Origin of the sequence: Azospirillum brasilense, from assembly GCF_003349955.1 — a bacterium.
GTDB lineage: Bacteria > Pseudomonadota > Alphaproteobacteria > Azospirillales > Azospirillaceae > Azospirillum > Azospirillum brasilense_B.
Genome location: NZ_QLKQ01000072.1, coordinates 23768 through 37730, shown reverse-complemented (window position 1 = coordinate 37730; position 13963 = coordinate 23768). Strand labels below are relative to the sequence as shown.

Here is a 13963-nt window from a genome sequence, read left to right as displayed (position 1 = left end):
CACCCCGGCCCTCCCCCGCTGCGCAGGGGAGGGGACTTCTTTCTCCCTCCCCTGCGCAGCGGGGGAGGGCCGGGGTGGGGGCAAGCCTTACCGCCCCTTGTACGTCTCGCTGTCCATATGGGCGAGCTGCGCCGCCGGGTAGCGCTCGCCCGCCGCCACACCCGGCGGCAGGGCTTCGTCCAACCGCGCCAGATCCTCCGCCGACAGGGTGAGGTCCAGGGCGCCCAGCGCCTCGGCCAGACGGTCGCGGCGGCGGGCGCCGACCAGCGGGACGATGTCGCGGCCCTGCGCCGCCACCCAGGCGATGGCGACCTGGGCCACCGAACCGCCGATGCGCTGGGCGATCTCCCGCAGGCGCTCGACCAGCGCCAGGTTCCGGTCGAGATTCTCGCCCTGGAAGCGCGGGCTGCGGCTGCGGAAATCCTGGCCCGTCCGGTCCTTGCTCCAGTGGCCGCTGATCAGGCCGCGCGACAGCACGCCATAGGCGGTGACGCCGATGCCAAGCTCCCGGCAGGTGGGCAGGATGGCCTCCTCGATCCCGCGCGAGATCAGGGAATATTCGATCTGCAGGTCGCTGATCGGGTGCACCGCGGCGGCGCGGCGGATGGTGTCCGGACCGACCTCCGACAGGCCGATGTGACGGATGTAGCCGGCCTTGACCAAGTCGGCCATGGCGCCCACCGTGTCCTCGATGGGCACGCTCGGGTCGAGGCGGGCCGGGCGGTAGATGTCGATGTGGTCCACCCCCAGCCGGCGCAGCGAGTAGGTCAGGAAGTTTTTCACCGCCGCCGGGCGGGAGTCGTAGCCGTTCCAGCCCATCTGCGGGTCGCGCAGGGCGCCGAACTTGACGCTGAGCAGCAGCGTGTCGCGGTCGCGGCCGCGCAGGGCGTCACGGATGAGCAGCTCGTTGTGCCCCATGCCATAGAAGTCGCCGGTGTCGAGCAGCGTGATCCCGGCGTCGAGCGCGGCGTGGATCGTGGCGATGCTCTCCTCCTGGTCGGCGGGGCCGTAGAAGTCCGACATGCCCATGCAGCCGAGACCGATGACCGAGCTGACGGGGCCGGCGGCCCCGAGCGTGCGCTGTTCCATGTCCTTGATCCTCTCCATCCGTCGCGGCGCCGTTCCGGTGCCGCCTTGCCCTGAATGATGACCTGGGGATGATGACCCGGCGCCATTGATCCGATAAGCTGGACAATGCCGAACGGGCTGTTCACAACATCGAACAATCGGGGTCTTGGGAATGAACGGCACCGACCTGCGCGACCTGCAAGCCTTCGCCGCCGTCGCCCGCCACCGCAACTTCCGCCGCGCGGCGCTGGAGCAGCGCGTGTCCGTCTCCAGCCTCAGCCAGCGGATGCGGGAGCTGGAGGAGCATCTCGGCGTCCGCCTGCTCAACCGCACGACCCGCAGCGTCGCCCCGACCGAGGCGGGGGAGCAGCTTCTCCGCCGGCTGGAACCGGCGCTGGGCGAGGTGGCCGGCGCCCTGTCCGACCTGCGGGAGCGGCAGGGGCGTCCGGCGGGACGGCTGCGCATCAACGCCCCGGCCCCGGCGGCCGATCTGGTGCTGGCCCCGATGGTCACGCCCTTTCTGAGCCGCTACCCAGATGTGGAGCTGGAGATCACCGTGGACATGGCGCTGATCGACATCGTGGAGCGGGGCTATGACGCGGGCGTGCGCTACGAGGAACATTTGGCGCAGGACATGATCGCGGTGCCGCTCGGTCCGCCGCAACGCTACGTGCTGTGCGCGGCGCCCGCCGTTCTGGAGCGGTTCGGCGTGCCGGAACAGCCGGAGGACCTGCTGGGCAAGCCGACCATCTCCGTCGTCTACGCCAGCGGCGCCCATCCGCCCTGGGAGTTCGAGCGGGCCGGGCGCGTCGTGCGCGTCCAGCCGGGCGGCCCCTTCCACGCCGGTCATGTCGGCGTCCAGGTCCGCGCGGCGTTGGACGGGCTGGGCTTCCTGATGACCTTCGACGGGTATGTGGCCGAGCACATCGCCGCCGGCCGCCTCGTCGCCGTGCTGGAGGACTGGAGCCAGAGCTTTCCCGGCCCCTTCCTCTACTACCCGTCGCACCGCCAGCCTCCGGCGGCGCTGCGCGCCTTCCTCGACTTCCTCAAGGACTGGCGCCGTCAGGCCGCTCCGTAGGCGTCAGATGGTGCAGAGGAAGCGGCGCTCTCCGCCCTCCAGGACCAGCGCGGTCAACCGGTTGGAGGCGTAGGCCCCGGTGTCGATGCCGATGCGGTTGGAGCGGATGTCCGGCTGCTCGACGATGGTGTGGCCGTGCACGACGAGCTTGCCGTGGTCGAGGTGGGAGGTCAGGAACTCCCGCCGAATCCACAGCAGGTCCTCGTCACGCTGGCGGTGCAGCGGCAGGCCGGGGCGGATGCCGGCATGGACGAACAGATAGTCGCCGATGGCGACGCTGGAGCGCAGCCCGGCCAGGAAGGCCCGGTGATGGGGCGGCAGGGCGGCGGCGAAGCGCTGGCGGGCTTCCTCCACATGCTCCGGCGGAGCGTCCTCGGCGGGGGCAGGAACGCCATAGCTGGCCAGAGTCGCCCGCCCGCCATACTCCAGCCAGTCCGGCCCGGCCTCCGGTTTCTCGATGAAGTCCATCATCGCGGCCTCGTGGTTGCCGCGCAGGTGGATGGCGCCGAAGCCGGGCAGGGGCTCGCGGCACAGCCGCTCGATGACCATCGCGGAATCCGGACCGCGGTCCACATAGTCGCCGAGAAAGACCAGATACTTGACGAGGTCGGCGCCGCTCACCGCGTCGCGGTCGATCTGCGCCAGCAGTTGGTCCAGCAGATCCAGCCGTCCGTGGATGTCGCCCACCGCGTAGACGCGCACGCCCCGCGGCACATGGCTCGCGACGGGTTCCGGGTCCGACCACAGTTTGCGCGCAAAGCCGAACACGCTCCGCTCTCCTCCGTCCTCGATGGGTGGGTCCTGCCTTGACAGGATGGGGATGACGGCGCGCGCGCTCAAGTCGCTCACCCGCTTGCCCGGCCCGGGTTCGCCCGTTCATCCACATGGGGCGAGTCGGACGGGAAAGAGGGGGTGCCGTCAAGCGGCCGGAGTGGTTAATCCGTGTGGCGGCGTCAGGAGCCGGGCATGGCGCGGTCCAGAGCCTCCAGCAGGCCGCCCAACCGGAACTCCACCGTCCGCCGGTCGAGCCGCGGCCAGTGATAGACCTCGGTCGCGCCGTTGGCCTGTCTCTGGAACTCCAGCCGCAGCCGGCGATCGGAGCGGATCAGCGGCATCAGGCGCTCCATCGGGCCGCAAGTCAGGCCGATGCGCCGCGGTTCCTTGATCGCGGCGAAGCGGCTCAGCATCTCCGTCCCGGCCTCCTCGTCGGCGATGGCGCCTGCGGCGACCTGGGCCAGAAAGCGGGTGAATTCGGGCGGAGCCGCCTGCGGTCCCTTGTCGAGCGCGTCGGCGTTGAGCGCGTCGGCGTCAAGCGCGTCGGCGAGGTCGGAAAGCTGGCGCGGCGTGTAGAAGCGCTGCGGCGGGGCTCCGTCCACCGTCAGGGTGACGTGGCGGGCGGGCGCGATGGGCTCGTCGAACACGATGTGGAGGGAGGTGCAGGCCGCGTCGCGCACCGCGCTGATGCTCAACTCGCCGAGTCCGCCGCGGTTGTCGGGGAAGGGCTGGACCGCGGACACCGTGCAGCGTTGCCCGCGGCCCTCCCCGGCGCAGACGACATCGGAGGCCGAAACCTCCGCGGCCAGGGCGGGGATGGCGGCTCCCAGCCCGGCGACCAGAAGAAACAGCCCGATCCGGCGCGTCATCGGCACGTCAATCCTCCTCCGGCGCGTGGTCTGAACGGGGGACGCTAGCAGGGCCGAACTTGCGTCCTGGTTAACGGTCCGCTGCGATGGGGATGGGGCGAACGCCCCGGCCGATCCCCTTGGTGCCCCGCCTTGGTGCCCCGCCTTGGTGCCCCGCCTTGGTGGCGCGTTCTCGCCGGTCCGGACTCTGCTAGGATGTGGGAAAAGAAGGACAAGGGGGAGGGGCGCCATGGACGAGAGCCCGATCCGCGTGCGCCGGTTTCGCGAGATCCTGCTGTGGCCGGTGCAGCTGATGCCGTTGAAGGCGGGCGCGCAGATCCAGAACCATTGGGAATGGCTGGGCGGGCCGGGCTGCCCCTGGCAGGAGGTGGCGGACGAGTTCACCCAGGACCCCGGTGAATTCAGCGAGCGCCATTACAGCGAGTTCGTGTCCTTCCTGCCCTATGTGCAGCGCTTCCTCTATGGCGAGGGGGAATCGCGCGACCACCGGCCCGGCTATGGCGGCTCTCCCATCCGCGTCTTCCGGCGGCGCGACGTGGCGGCGCTGACGGTTACCCTGCGGCGGGGGCAGGCGCCGCTGCGCTTCGCCATCGCCCATGTCGATCTGCATTTCTTCCACGACGTCGACGTGGCGATCCTCGTCGTGGAGCTGTTCGGCGAGGACCTGCCGCTGGACCGCGTGCAGGACACGCTGTTCCGGTTGGGCCGCACCTATCCGCCCGCCTGGGAGCCGGACGGCAGCGCCGCGCAATGCCCGCACCGCGTCGAATGGATCGGCGCCGATGGCGCCGTGCTCGCGGTTTCCGACTATGAGCGGAAGACCGATTACCTGTCCTTCGTGTGTCGCCACCGGGCGCCGCGCATCGCCGCCCACTGGTCGTTCCTGCTGCGCCCCCTGGTCCATCACCATTCGGAGGAGACCGGGCTGCTGCGCTACCGCCAGCTCGAATATCAGCGGATGCCGGCCATGGCCTATCTGTCGCTGGACGAGCCGGAACGGCTGGAGCGGGCGGATTGGGTGCGGCTGGGCTTCGCCACCTCGCCCGGTCTGGCGTCGGGACCGGGCGAGGCGTTGCCCTTCGCCCCCGCCTTCCTGGAAGGCTTCGAGCAGCGATACTGTTACGACCGCTATTGGGATCCGCGGGCGTCCGGCGCCTGGACGCGCAGCCGCATCCTGTGCTGCGGCCATTCGCTGGTGATGGTGGGGCCGGAGGGCGACGCCTTCTTCACCGACGCGGAAACCGGGCTGCTCGGCCAGTTCCGGCACCAGTATTTCCTGCTGGGGCTGGTCGTGCATTTCCACCGGGCGGCGTTGGTGATGCTGTCCGACCGGCTGGTGCTGGCGGTCAGCCAGCTCGACATCGGGGCCGTGGAGTCGGTCAAGCGGTTCAAGCGCGACATCCGGCAGGTGTTCGAGATTTTCCTGCGCTTCACCCACCGCTATTGGTTCCATGAGCTGTCGATCCAGGGGCCGTTGCGCGACCTGTTCCGCCTGTGGGCTGGGCACCTCGGCACCGACCGCCTCTACGCCGAGGTGCGGGACGAGGTGCAGGACATGAGCGATTACCTCGACAGCGACGGGCTGCGGCGGCAGGCCAACACGGTGCTGCGGCTGACCGTGGTGACGGTGGTCAGCACCATCGGCACGCTGGTCACCGGATTCCTCGGCATGAATCTGCTCGCCATGGCCGACGACCCGCTGCCGGCGCGCGTTCTGTTCTTCCTGTTCGTCCTGCTGTCGACGGTCGGGCTCATCGCCTTCAGTGTGATGCGGTCCAAGCGGCTTGCCGATTTTCTGGAGGCGCTGTCGGACGAACGGCTGCCGGGGCGGAGCAAGCTGGCGCTGATGACGAAGGTGTGGGAGCGCCCGAGTCGCCGCACCGGGCCGCCTTTGTGAGCGGTGGAAACCGGATTTACAGAAAGACCGGAAGGATAGGGCGTCGTTGCCCCGAATGGAGGGGGCGGGCGCCAAAGAACAGGCGGGATACAGGAACCAGCCGGTCAAGCTCGCGTTCTTCTCAGCGAAAGCTCCACACTTAGGGGGACGCCATGACCATCGGCACCATTCTGCTCATCATTTTGATTCTCGTTCTAATCGGCGCGGTTCCGGCGTGGCCGCACAGCCGTGGTTGGGGCTATGGTCCCAGCGGTATTCTCGGCGTGCTGCTGCTCGTCCTGATCGTGCTTCTGCTGATGGGCCGGATCTGACGGGGAAGCCATAACGGCTCCCCGACGCGCGGGCGCCGTTCCCGTTCCGCCACCGGCCCCTGGGCGTCACGCTCCGGGGCTGCGGCCGGGACGGGAACGGCGCCCGTTTCGCATGACGAACATCAGCCAGCCGATCGGCCCCAAAATCAGCACCATCACCACCCAGCCGGCCCGCGGGCCGAAGGGGCAGCGCGTGCCGGTCGGGGGACGCCACGGGCCGCCGCGCCGCGACAGCGTCACGTGAAGAAGAGGCGCGCCGTACAAGGCGAACAGGATCAGCCAGGGTGCGAGGTCTTGTGCCATGGCGGCATGCTACCCCAAAACGGGTGGCCGCTCCCACCACGGAGCGGCGGGAGTGATGGCGCGGACGCTTGTTCGATGATGTGTCCAAATGGTAATACCGCAACGCAGGAATGGACTTCATGCGTATGGGGCATGGTTGCGCCGCAGCGTGGCGGACGACTATTCTCGGCGGTGTCCGATAAGCCGGAAGGCGGATATCATGGCGGTTGAGATCGAACGGCGGTTTCTGGTCCGGAGGGACATCCGTCCCCTGTGTCGAAACGGCCTGTCCATCGTCCAGGGGTATCTGCCCTCCGACGACGGCCGGACGGTGCGGGTCCGGGTTGCCGGGCCGGACGCCACGCTGACCGTCAAAGGCCCCCGCCGCGGCCTGTGCCGTGAGGAGGTCGAACACCCGCTCCCCCTCGATCTCGCCCTGGGTCTGCTGCGCCACAGTTGCCGCGGCGGCCTGATCGAGAAGACCCGCTACCTCATCCACCATCATGGCCTCTGCTGGGAAGTCGACGTGTTCGGCGGCGACAACGCCGGTCTGGTGATCGCCGAGGTCGAACTGTCCCGCGCCGACCAGATCGTCCCGCTCCCCGATTGGGTGGGGGCGGAGGTCACGCACCGGGCCGCCTACAGCAACTCCGCCCTGTCGCGCAGCCCGATCCGCCATTGGGTCAGCCACTGGGTCAGCGCGGCCTGACGCGTCTTCCAGTGCAAAAAGAAGCCCCGGTCCGAAGGGGGACCGGGGCCAAGGCTGCGTGGATGACTGTGTGCAGCGCAGCAATCCGCGTGCCAGACTGTGCGGAAACTCCGGCGGTGCGCCGAAAGGGGAACGCAGCGTGGCGCCCTCCTGTTGCAAAGGAGCCGTCCGGACGGGCGGCGGGCAACGGCGAACGGGAGTTTGGCGCGATGACCCAGTACGAGAACCGGTGGAAGGACGAGGCCCGCAACGCGGACGAGGACGACCGTCGCGACGTCCGCGATCGCGATGAATTTGGGCGCGGCGCCTACGGCGCAGGCGGTTACCCCCGGAGTGACTACGAAAGCGGCGGTTCCGGCGGGCGCGATCCCGGTCGCCGCTGGGGCAGCGATTGGGGTCACGCCGAACGCGGCTGGCATCGCGACGACCGCATGCGGGATGAGCGTTACCGTGACGAACCCATCGGCATGGCGCGGGAGCGCAACTTCTGGGAGCAGGCGGGTGACGAGGTCGCCTCCTGGTTCGGCAGCGACGACGCCGAACGCCGCCGCCAGGAAGACGAGCGGCGTGCCCAGTTCCGGGGGCGCGGCCCCCGCGGCTACACCCGGTCGGATGAGCGGATCCGCGATGACCTGAACGACCGGCTGACCGAAGACCCCTATCTCGACGCCACCGACATCGCGGTGTCCGTGTCGGGCGGCGAGGTCACTCTGGACGGCACGGTGGACGACCGCATGGCGAAGCGGCGGGCCGAGGACCTGGCCGACGCCATCTCCGGCGTCCGTCACGTTCAGAACAACCTGCGCCTTCGCGAACCGGGCGGCACCATGGCCTTCTGATCCGGCCCTCTTCTGATCGCGTGTCGGCCTCCGAGACCCTGACGAGACGCCCCCGCTCCATCCGGTGCGGGGGCTTTCGCGCGCGTGCTCAGTGGGCGGTGCCGCCGGCGCCGCCGGCCATGAAGGGGCTGTACTGCCTGTCCACCGACTGGATGTGCTCGATGAACCACTCCTTGAGGAGCAGGATCAGGTCGATGCGCAGCATCATCTCGTTGCTGTCGTCATCGTCCAGGGTCAGCTTGTGCACCTCGTCGATGAAATAGCGGTGCGCGGCCCGGTGGGCGTCAAGGCCGGGATAGCCCTGCTCTTCCATCAGCGCCTCCTCCCGCTTGAAATGCACGGTGGTGTATTCCTGCAAGCCCCCCAGCAGCCCGGACAGGCTGGCGCGGTCCTTCTCCGCGATGCCGGCCTTCAGAAGATGGTTGAACATGTCGAGCAATTTTCTGTGGTCGTCGTCGAGAATTTCGACGCCGACGCTCATCGATTTATCCCAGGCAACATGTTGCATCGGATCAATCCTTTCAGAGGGCCGGGTCAGGCGAGTATAGGGGGCGCGGAAATCTTGCAATGCGATGTTAAAACCGGCAACCGCGGCGGCACAAGCGGCAAAAAACCGCAGGCCGGAGGTTGCACCGCACCCTGTTGACCTTGTGGGGCGGCAAAGGATGTGCTTCCCCGCGCGCCGTCCAGGCATTATGAAAATGCACGGGATCTGCGGAGTTCGGGACGATGGCGCTGCTGGACGATATTCTGGAAAAGAAGCGGGTTCTGGACGACGCCCGGCCCATGCCGTTGACGGTGGTCCGCGATCTGGCCGACCGCTTCGAGCGCGGCCTGACCACCGCCTGCCTTCTCGTGGAAGGGGTGGAGCTGTCCGCCGAGGACATCCGCATGGTGCTCGACCGCGGCGCTGTTCTGCGTAGCCGCCCGGCCGAGCCGCAGCGCCTCGCGCTCAACCACCGCGCCGCGCTGGAACTGATGGCCCGCCTGTCCTTCCAGGGCGGCGGCGTGGTGACGGAGCGCACCATCGCGGCCTTCCACGGCGTTCTGTACCAGGGAATCGACACCAACGCCGGCCGCTACCGGGATGGCCCGTTGAAGGACGATGCCGGCGCTTCCCCCGATCCGGCCAAGGTGCGGGTGTCGATGTCGGCGCTGTCGGGCTGGCTGCGCCGGACGGAGCCGGGGCCGGAGGCCGCCTTCGAGGCGCATCACCGGCTGATGAGCGTCCGACCCTTCTTCCAGGGCAACGCCGCGACCGCGCTTCTGCTGTGCAACCTGATCCTGAACCGCGCCGGTTTCCCGCCGGTGGTGGTGACGGACGAGGATCGCGAAATGTACGGCGCGATGGTCGAGCGCGCCTGGTCGCTCGGCGACAAGACGCCGTTCCGCGATCTGATGATGCGCCTGCTCGACCGCAGCCTGAATCTGTGCCTGCGCAGCGCCGCCCGCGCCCTCCGCGACTTCGAGGAGGACGAGGACGGCCTCGACGCCGCCCACGAGGAGGGCTATGGCCGGCGTCCCTGACGGGACGTGACGGTCAGCCCCGCGCCGGCAGCAGCAGGCGCGACGGGCGGGCGCCGCCGCCGTGGATCAGCAGGGTGATCGGCTGCGCGTCCACCAGCCGGGTTTCGCCCGGCTCCGCCCCGGTTCCCGGATTGACGGGGTAGGCCGGAAAGCAGGACCCGGCGAGGCTGAGGCGCAGCGCGCTTCCAGCGGGCAGGGTCGCGCAGAGGGCGCGCAGGGCCACCGGCATGGGGCGCTGCTCGCCGCCCGGCTCCACCCGCGCGTGGCCCTGGCTGAGCGGCAGCACGCGCCCGTCCGGCAGCACGGCGGACAGGACGGCGCTGACGTCGAAGGACGGTGCGTCGGCCTCCACCCAGATCTCCAGGGATGCCTGACCGGACAGCGTCAGCGGCGCCGCGAGCGGCGGGGTGTCGTAGACCGCCACGTCGGGACGGGCGTCGATGGCGGCGCGGTCGCGCGGACCGGCGTCGGGCACGGCGTGACCGCCCACGGTGGGCACCGGGTCGCGCGGGTCGTGGACCAGCACGTCGAGGAAGGCTTCGTCCGGCGCACCCTCACGCAGGACGCCGCCGCGCCGCGTGGCGAGGCCGTCGCTGGACAGGTGCAGCGGCAGGGTGGCGGGCGGCAGGGCCGGCAGGTCGCGCCAACGGCGCTCCAGAACGTCGAACAGGCGGATCGGGCCGCCACGGTCCGCTCCGTTCATCTCCCCCTTCAGGAAGCGCTCGAACCAACCGAGCTGCAGGGCGTCGAAGGACGGCAGGTCGGACGGTGCCCGACCGTCGCCACGGGGCCCGTCGGTTTGGGGGTGGACCGCAACGCCCCGGCGATCCCATGGGCCGACCAGCAGGCGGACGGTGCCGCTGCCGGCGGACAGGGCCTCGTGCGCCGCCACGGTGCCGGTCAGGCGCGGGTCGTACCAGCCGCCGATCTGAAGGACGGAGACCTCGCCGCCGCCGCCCGACAGGGCGTGCCGTGGCGACAGATCGTCCCAGCTTCCGCCTGGGCCGGGCGTGGTCAGCCAGTCGTCGTAATGGCAGTGGCGCGCATACTCCCGCAGCACCCGCGGGCGGGATGGGATCTCGTCGTCCAGAGGCAGGCTGCGGGTTGCCTCCAGGAGCGCGCGGTAGGCCGCGCCATCCTCCAACCGGCGGGCGGACTCCGCCGCGCAGTGCAGCGCCCAGCCCATCGCGTCGGCCAGCCGGAAGGCGCCGCCCTCCGTCGCCCAGTCGGTGTAGACGTCCCAGCCGGCCAGTGCCGGAACCACCGCGCGCAGAGCAGCGGGCCGCTCGGCCAGGGCGAGAAGCTGGGCCATCCCGGCGTAGCCGCTGCCATACATGCCGACGGTGCCGTTGGAGCCGGGCAGCGAGGCCGCCCAGGCCACCGCGTCGGCGCCGTCCTCACGCTCCGCCTCGAAGGGGCGGAAACGGCCTTCCGACGTGCCGCGCCCGCGAACGTCCTGCACCACGACCACATAGCCCCGCGCGGCGTACCAGCGCGGGTGCGCGTAATGGCTGGTCATCGCCGTGCGCCGCCCGCAGGCCAGACGCAGCAGCAGGACGGGCCAGGGGCCGACACCGTCGGGCCGGTAGAGGTCGGCGTCCAGCCGCAAGCCGTCGCGGGTCCGCATGGAGACGGTTTCAGGTGGCCGGACGGCCAGAAGGGGCGGCTGTTCGAGAATCACCGGGGCCATATGGGTCATGGGGCGCCCTGCCGAGCAACTGTGACCCTCAACTCTCGCAAGCGCTGTGCCATGACCTGCTCAAAACCCTCTCCCCCCTGGGAAGAGGGCTGGGTGAGGGGGATTTACGCCCGGCAGGGCGGAGAAAAGCTCCCATCTTGAAGGGTAAGCCGCCTCCGGCGCCCCCTCATCCTAACCTTCTCCCCGGAGGGGAGAAGGAACCGTGTTGCGCTGAGTTCGCCCAAACGATGGGCAGACGCCTTTCCGGAAGGCGCTTTTATGAATCGTAGCTCATCAGCGAGACGCTGGGCACGTCCAGCTTGTCGCGGCCGTTGAGGAAGGTCAGCTCGACCAGGAAGGCGGCGGCGCGGACATCGGCGCCGACGCGGCGCAGCAGGCTGACCGCCGCGGCCATGGTGCCGCCGGTCGCCAGCAGATCGTCCAGGACGACCACGCGCTGGCCGGGCTTCACGGCGTCGGCCTGGACCTCGATGGTGTCGGTGCCGTATTCCAGGTCATAGGAATGGGCGACCTTGTCGCCGGGCAGCTTGCCGTGCTTGCGCACCATGATGAAGCCGGTGCCGAGCGCCAGGGCCAGCGGGGCGGCGATCAGGAAGCCGCGGGATTCGATGCCAACCAGCAGCTCCGGCTTGTGCGGGCGCAGCGCCTCGGCGAGCTGGTTCACCGCCTCCTTCCACGCCTCGGCGTGAGCCAGCAGCGGGGAGATGTCGTAGAAGAGGATGCCGGGCTTGGGGAAGTCGGCGATGCCGCGGATGTGGGTCTTCAGATCGATGGGGTTCGGCATGGTGAAAAGGTTCCTATGCAACGGCGGCGCCATACTATCGGGGCGGCCGCCCGCGTGCAAACCACCGCTGCACGGCTGTTTTTCCCCGGCTTGAGGTTGACCATCGGGGGGGCTTGCGGCCAAGTTCCTCTCCACAAGCACGAGCATCGCCGCATCGCGGCACCGGAAGGGAAGGGCAGGACGGGGCATGGCGCGCGAAAGGGCGTGGTTGGAATCGTCGCGCGCCGGCGACGGTGAATGGCGGCTGACGGCTCTCGGCCATTGGGACCTGAAGGCCGCGGGGGGGCTCTCGGGCACGCTCGACGGCTTCGCGCTGGACGGCGGCGGGGCGGTCAGCCTCGACCTGTCGCGGCTGGACGCCATGGACACGGTGGGGGCCTATCTGCTGTCCGCCCTGTCCGACCGGCTGGCGGCGGCGGGCCACGGCGTCGATCTCACCGCCATCCGCCCGGAGCACGCCGCCCTGTTCAACGCCGTGCGCGAGGTCGGCCCCCCGCCGGTCGAGCGGGCGCAGACGCACCGCCCCATCCTCGACATGCTGGAGCGCACCGGGCGCACCGCCGTGGACGGGCTGCGCGAGGGGCGGGACCTGCTGTCCTTCCTTGGTTTGATCGCCATCACCTTCGGGCGGCTGATGGTGAATCCGCGGCGGCTGCGCTTCCGCTCGGTGATGTTTCACATCGAGCAGACCGGTCTGAACGCCCTGCCGATCCTCGGGCTGCTGTCCTTCCTGATCGGCGTGGTGCTGGCCTTCCAGGGCGCGGACCAGCTCCGCCGCTTCGGGGCGGAGCTGTTCGTGGTCAACCTGCTGGGCGTGTCGATCCTGCGCGAGATCGGCATCCTGATGACCGCCATCATCGTGGCGGGGCGCTCCGGCTCCGCCTTCACCGCGCAGATCGGCACCATGAAGGTGAACCAGGAGGTGGACGCCATCAGCACGCTGGGGCTGGACGTGGTGGAGCTTCTGGTGGTGCCGCGCGCGCTGGCCCTGATGATCACCCTGCCGCTGCTGGCCTTCTACGCCGACATCATGGGGCTGTTCGGCGGCGCGGTGATGAGCTACGCGACGCTGGACATCACCTTCGGGCAGTTCATCCGCCAGCTTCACGGCGCCGTCACGTTGCCGCATTTCCTGGTTGGACTGGTGAAGGCGCCGGTGTTCGCGCTGGTGATCGCCATGGTCGGCTGTTACGAGGGGCTGAAGGTCTCCGGCAGCGCCGAGAGCGTGGGCACGCTGACCACCAAGTCGGTGGTGGAATCGATCTTCCTGGTGATCGTCCTGGACGCGGTCTTCTCCGTCCTGTTCTCCTTCCTCAGGCTGTGAGGGGCCGTGGCGCCGTTTGACGACAGACAACCGGATTCGCAGGACGCGGTGATCCGCGTGCGCGGGCTGGTCACGCGCTTCGGCCCGCAGGTGGTCCATGACGGGCTCGACCTCGACGTGCGGCGGGGCGAGGTGCTGGGCGTGGTCGGCGGTTCCGGCACGGGCAAGTCGGTCCTGCTCAAGGAGATCCTCGGCCTGATCCGCCCGGCGGACGGCCGGATCGAGCTGCTGGGCCGCGACACCGCCGGCCTGCCGGAATCGGAGCGGGTGGCGCTCCAGGCACGCACCGGCGTGCTGTTCCAGAACGGCGCGCTGTTCAGTTCGATGACCGTGGCGCAGAACGTCATGGTGCCGCTGCGCGAGCACACCGACCTCTCGGCGGCGCTGGCGGCGGAGATCGCGCGGGTCAAGATCGCCATGTCCGGCCTGCCGGCCAACGCCGGGGCGAAGTTCCCGTCGGAGCTGTCGGGCGGCATGATCAAGCGCGCCGGTCTGGCCCGCGCGCTGGCCCTCGACCCCGACATCCTGTTCCTCGACGAGCCGACCGCCGGTCTGGACCCCATCGGCGCCGCCGCCTTCGACCAGCTGATCCGCAATCTCCAGCGCAGCCTGGGGCTGACCGTCTTCATGGTCACCCACGATCTGGACAGCCTGACCTCGATCTGCGACCGCATCGCCGTGCTGGTGGACAAGAAGATTCGCGTGGGCACGCTGGAGGAGCATCTCCGCGACCCGCACCCCTGGATTCACGACTATTTCCACGGACCGCGCGGTCGCGCCGCGCGCCATGCAGAAAGCTGAC

General features: G+C 69.6%; 15 protein-coding genes. 8 read left to right on the top strand and 7 right to left on the bottom strand.

The features are described from left to right. Positions 1-87: 87 nt before the first annotated feature. Positions 88-1089, bottom strand: a complete 1002-nt coding sequence (locus DXK32_RS25400; RefSeq protein WP_114861047.1) for an aldo/keto reductase — start codon at positions 1087-1089, stop codon at positions 88-90. Between the two features lie 151 nt (positions 1090-1240). Here DXK32_RS25400 and DXK32_RS25395 point away from each other — a divergent pair, with 151 nt between their 5' ends. Continuing rightward, positions 1241-2146, top strand: coding sequence for a LysR family transcriptional regulator (locus tag DXK32_RS25395; RefSeq protein ID WP_114861041.1), 906 nt, complete (start codon positions 1241-1243; stop codon positions 2144-2146). Positions 2147-2149: 3 nt separating this feature from the next. On the opposite strand, the gene DXK32_RS25390 is transcribed toward DXK32_RS25395, so the two are convergent. Continuing rightward, entirely contained in the window at positions 2150-2914 is a 765-nt protein-coding gene (locus DXK32_RS25390) for a metallophosphoesterase family protein (RefSeq protein WP_114861040.1), read from the bottom strand. Between the two features lie 185 nt (positions 2915-3099). Then, positions 3100-3789: a hypothetical protein gene (locus DXK32_RS25385; protein WP_114861039.1), complete on the bottom strand. Its 690-nt coding sequence runs from the start codon at positions 3787-3789 to the stop codon at positions 3100-3102. Positions 3790-4018: 229 nt separating this feature from the next. Here DXK32_RS25385 and DXK32_RS25380 point away from each other — a divergent pair, with 229 nt between their 5' ends. Together DXK32_RS25380 and DXK32_RS25375 are read left to right on the top strand one after the other, a co-directional pair. Beyond that, positions 4019-5686, top strand: coding sequence for a CorA family divalent cation transporter (locus DXK32_RS25380; RefSeq protein ID WP_114861038.1), 1668 nt, complete (start codon positions 4019-4021; stop codon positions 5684-5686). A gap of 152 nt (positions 5687-5838) precedes the next feature. Next, a complete protein-coding gene (locus DXK32_RS25375) occupies positions 5839-5997 on the top strand; it encodes a DUF3309 family protein (protein WP_114861037.1) in 159 nt (52 codons plus the stop codon). A 66-nt stretch (positions 5998-6063) separates the two neighbouring features. On the opposite strand, the gene DXK32_RS25370 is transcribed toward DXK32_RS25375, so the two are convergent. Next, positions 6064-6300, bottom strand: coding sequence for a hypothetical protein (locus tag DXK32_RS25370; RefSeq protein WP_114861036.1), 237 nt, complete (start codon positions 6298-6300; stop codon positions 6064-6066). A gap of 199 nt (positions 6301-6499) precedes the next feature. On the opposite strand from DXK32_RS25370, the gene DXK32_RS25365 reads away from it, so the two are divergent. Both DXK32_RS25365 and DXK32_RS25360 read left to right on the top strand, forming a co-directional pair. Continuing rightward, positions 6500-6988, top strand: coding sequence for a CYTH domain-containing protein (locus DXK32_RS25365; RefSeq protein ID WP_114861035.1), 489 nt, complete (start codon positions 6500-6502; stop codon positions 6986-6988). A 209-nt stretch (positions 6989-7197) separates the two neighbouring features. Beyond that, a complete protein-coding gene (locus tag DXK32_RS25360) occupies positions 7198-7827 on the top strand; it encodes a BON domain-containing protein (protein WP_114861034.1) in 630 nt (209 codons plus the stop codon). A gap of 88 nt (positions 7828-7915) precedes the next feature. On the opposite strand, the gene DXK32_RS25355 is transcribed toward DXK32_RS25360, so the two are convergent. Next, complete coding sequence (locus tag DXK32_RS25355; protein ID WP_162801340.1) at positions 7916-8335, bottom strand: bacteriohemerythrin; 420 nt, start codon at positions 8333-8335, stop codon at positions 7916-7918. Positions 8336-8556: 221 nt separating this feature from the next. Between DXK32_RS25355 and DXK32_RS25350 the strand changes: the two genes are divergently transcribed. Beyond that, positions 8557-9354, top strand: a complete 798-nt coding sequence (locus DXK32_RS25350; protein WP_114861032.1) for a Fic family protein — start codon at positions 8557-8559, stop codon at positions 9352-9354. A gap of 13 nt (positions 9355-9367) precedes the next feature. Here the strand turns inward: DXK32_RS25350 and DXK32_RS25345 are convergent, their stop codons facing one another. Continuing rightward, a complete protein-coding gene (locus tag DXK32_RS25345) occupies positions 9368-11053 on the bottom strand; it encodes a CocE/NonD family hydrolase (RefSeq protein ID WP_114861031.1) in 1686 nt (561 codons plus the stop codon). Positions 11054-11309: 256 nt separating this feature from the next. Then, the gene (locus DXK32_RS25340) at positions 11310-11825 is read right to left on the bottom strand and encodes an adenine phosphoribosyltransferase (RefSeq protein WP_114861046.1); all 516 of its coding nucleotides are present in this window, start codon (positions 11823-11825) and stop codon (positions 11310-11312) included. A gap of 199 nt (positions 11826-12024) precedes the next feature. On the opposite strand from DXK32_RS25340, the gene DXK32_RS25335 reads away from it, so the two are divergent. Beyond that, positions 12025-13161 (top strand): ABC transporter permease, encoded by a 1137-nt coding sequence (locus DXK32_RS25335; RefSeq protein WP_114861030.1) that lies wholly within the window; start codon positions 12025-12027, stop codon positions 13159-13161. Between the two features lie 6 nt (positions 13162-13167). Further along, positions 13168-13962, top strand: a complete 795-nt coding sequence (locus tag DXK32_RS25330) for an ABC transporter ATP-binding protein (RefSeq protein ID WP_114861029.1) — start codon at positions 13168-13170, stop codon at positions 13960-13962. Position 13963: the final 1 nt, after the last annotated feature.

Excerpts from the sequence above, each read along its gene's own strand:
- DXK32_RS25400 (WP_114861047.1), bottom strand. The coding sequence starts at position 1,089 with ATGGAACAGCGCACGCTCGGGGCCGCCGGCCCCGTCAGCTCGGTCATC.
- DXK32_RS25395 (WP_114861041.1), top strand. The coding sequence starts at position 1,241 with ATGAACGGCACCGACCTGCGCGACCTGCAAGCCTTCGCCGCCGTCGCC.
- DXK32_RS25385 (WP_114861039.1), bottom strand. The coding sequence starts at position 3,789 with ATGACGCGCCGGATCGGGCTGTTTCTTCTGGTCGCCGGGCTGGGAGCC.
- DXK32_RS25380 (WP_114861038.1), top strand. The coding sequence starts at position 4,019 with ATGGACGAGAGCCCGATCCGCGTGCGCCGGTTTCGCGAGATCCTGCTG.
- DXK32_RS25375 (WP_114861037.1), top strand. The coding sequence starts at position 5,839 with ATGACCATCGGCACCATTCTGCTCATCATTTTGATTCTCGTTCTAATC.
- DXK32_RS25370 (WP_114861036.1), bottom strand. The coding sequence starts at position 6,300 with ATGGCACAAGACCTCGCACCCTGGCTGATCCTGTTCGCCTTGTACGGC.
- DXK32_RS25365 (WP_114861035.1), top strand. The coding sequence starts at position 6,500 with ATGGCGGTTGAGATCGAACGGCGGTTTCTGGTCCGGAGGGACATCCGT.
- DXK32_RS25360 (WP_114861034.1), top strand. The coding sequence starts at position 7,198 with ATGACCCAGTACGAGAACCGGTGGAAGGACGAGGCCCGCAACGCGGAC.
- DXK32_RS25355 (WP_162801340.1), bottom strand. The coding sequence starts at position 8,335 with ATGCAACATGTTGCCTGGGATAAATCGATGAGCGTCGGCGTCGAAATT.
- DXK32_RS25350 (WP_114861032.1), top strand. The coding sequence starts at position 8,557 with ATGGCGCTGCTGGACGATATTCTGGAAAAGAAGCGGGTTCTGGACGAC.
- DXK32_RS25345 (WP_114861031.1), bottom strand. The coding sequence starts at position 11,053 with ATGACCCATATGGCCCCGGTGATTCTCGAACAGCCGCCCCTTCTGGCC.
- DXK32_RS25335 (WP_114861030.1), top strand. The coding sequence starts at position 12,025 with ATGGCGCGCGAAAGGGCGTGGTTGGAATCGTCGCGCGCCGGCGACGGT.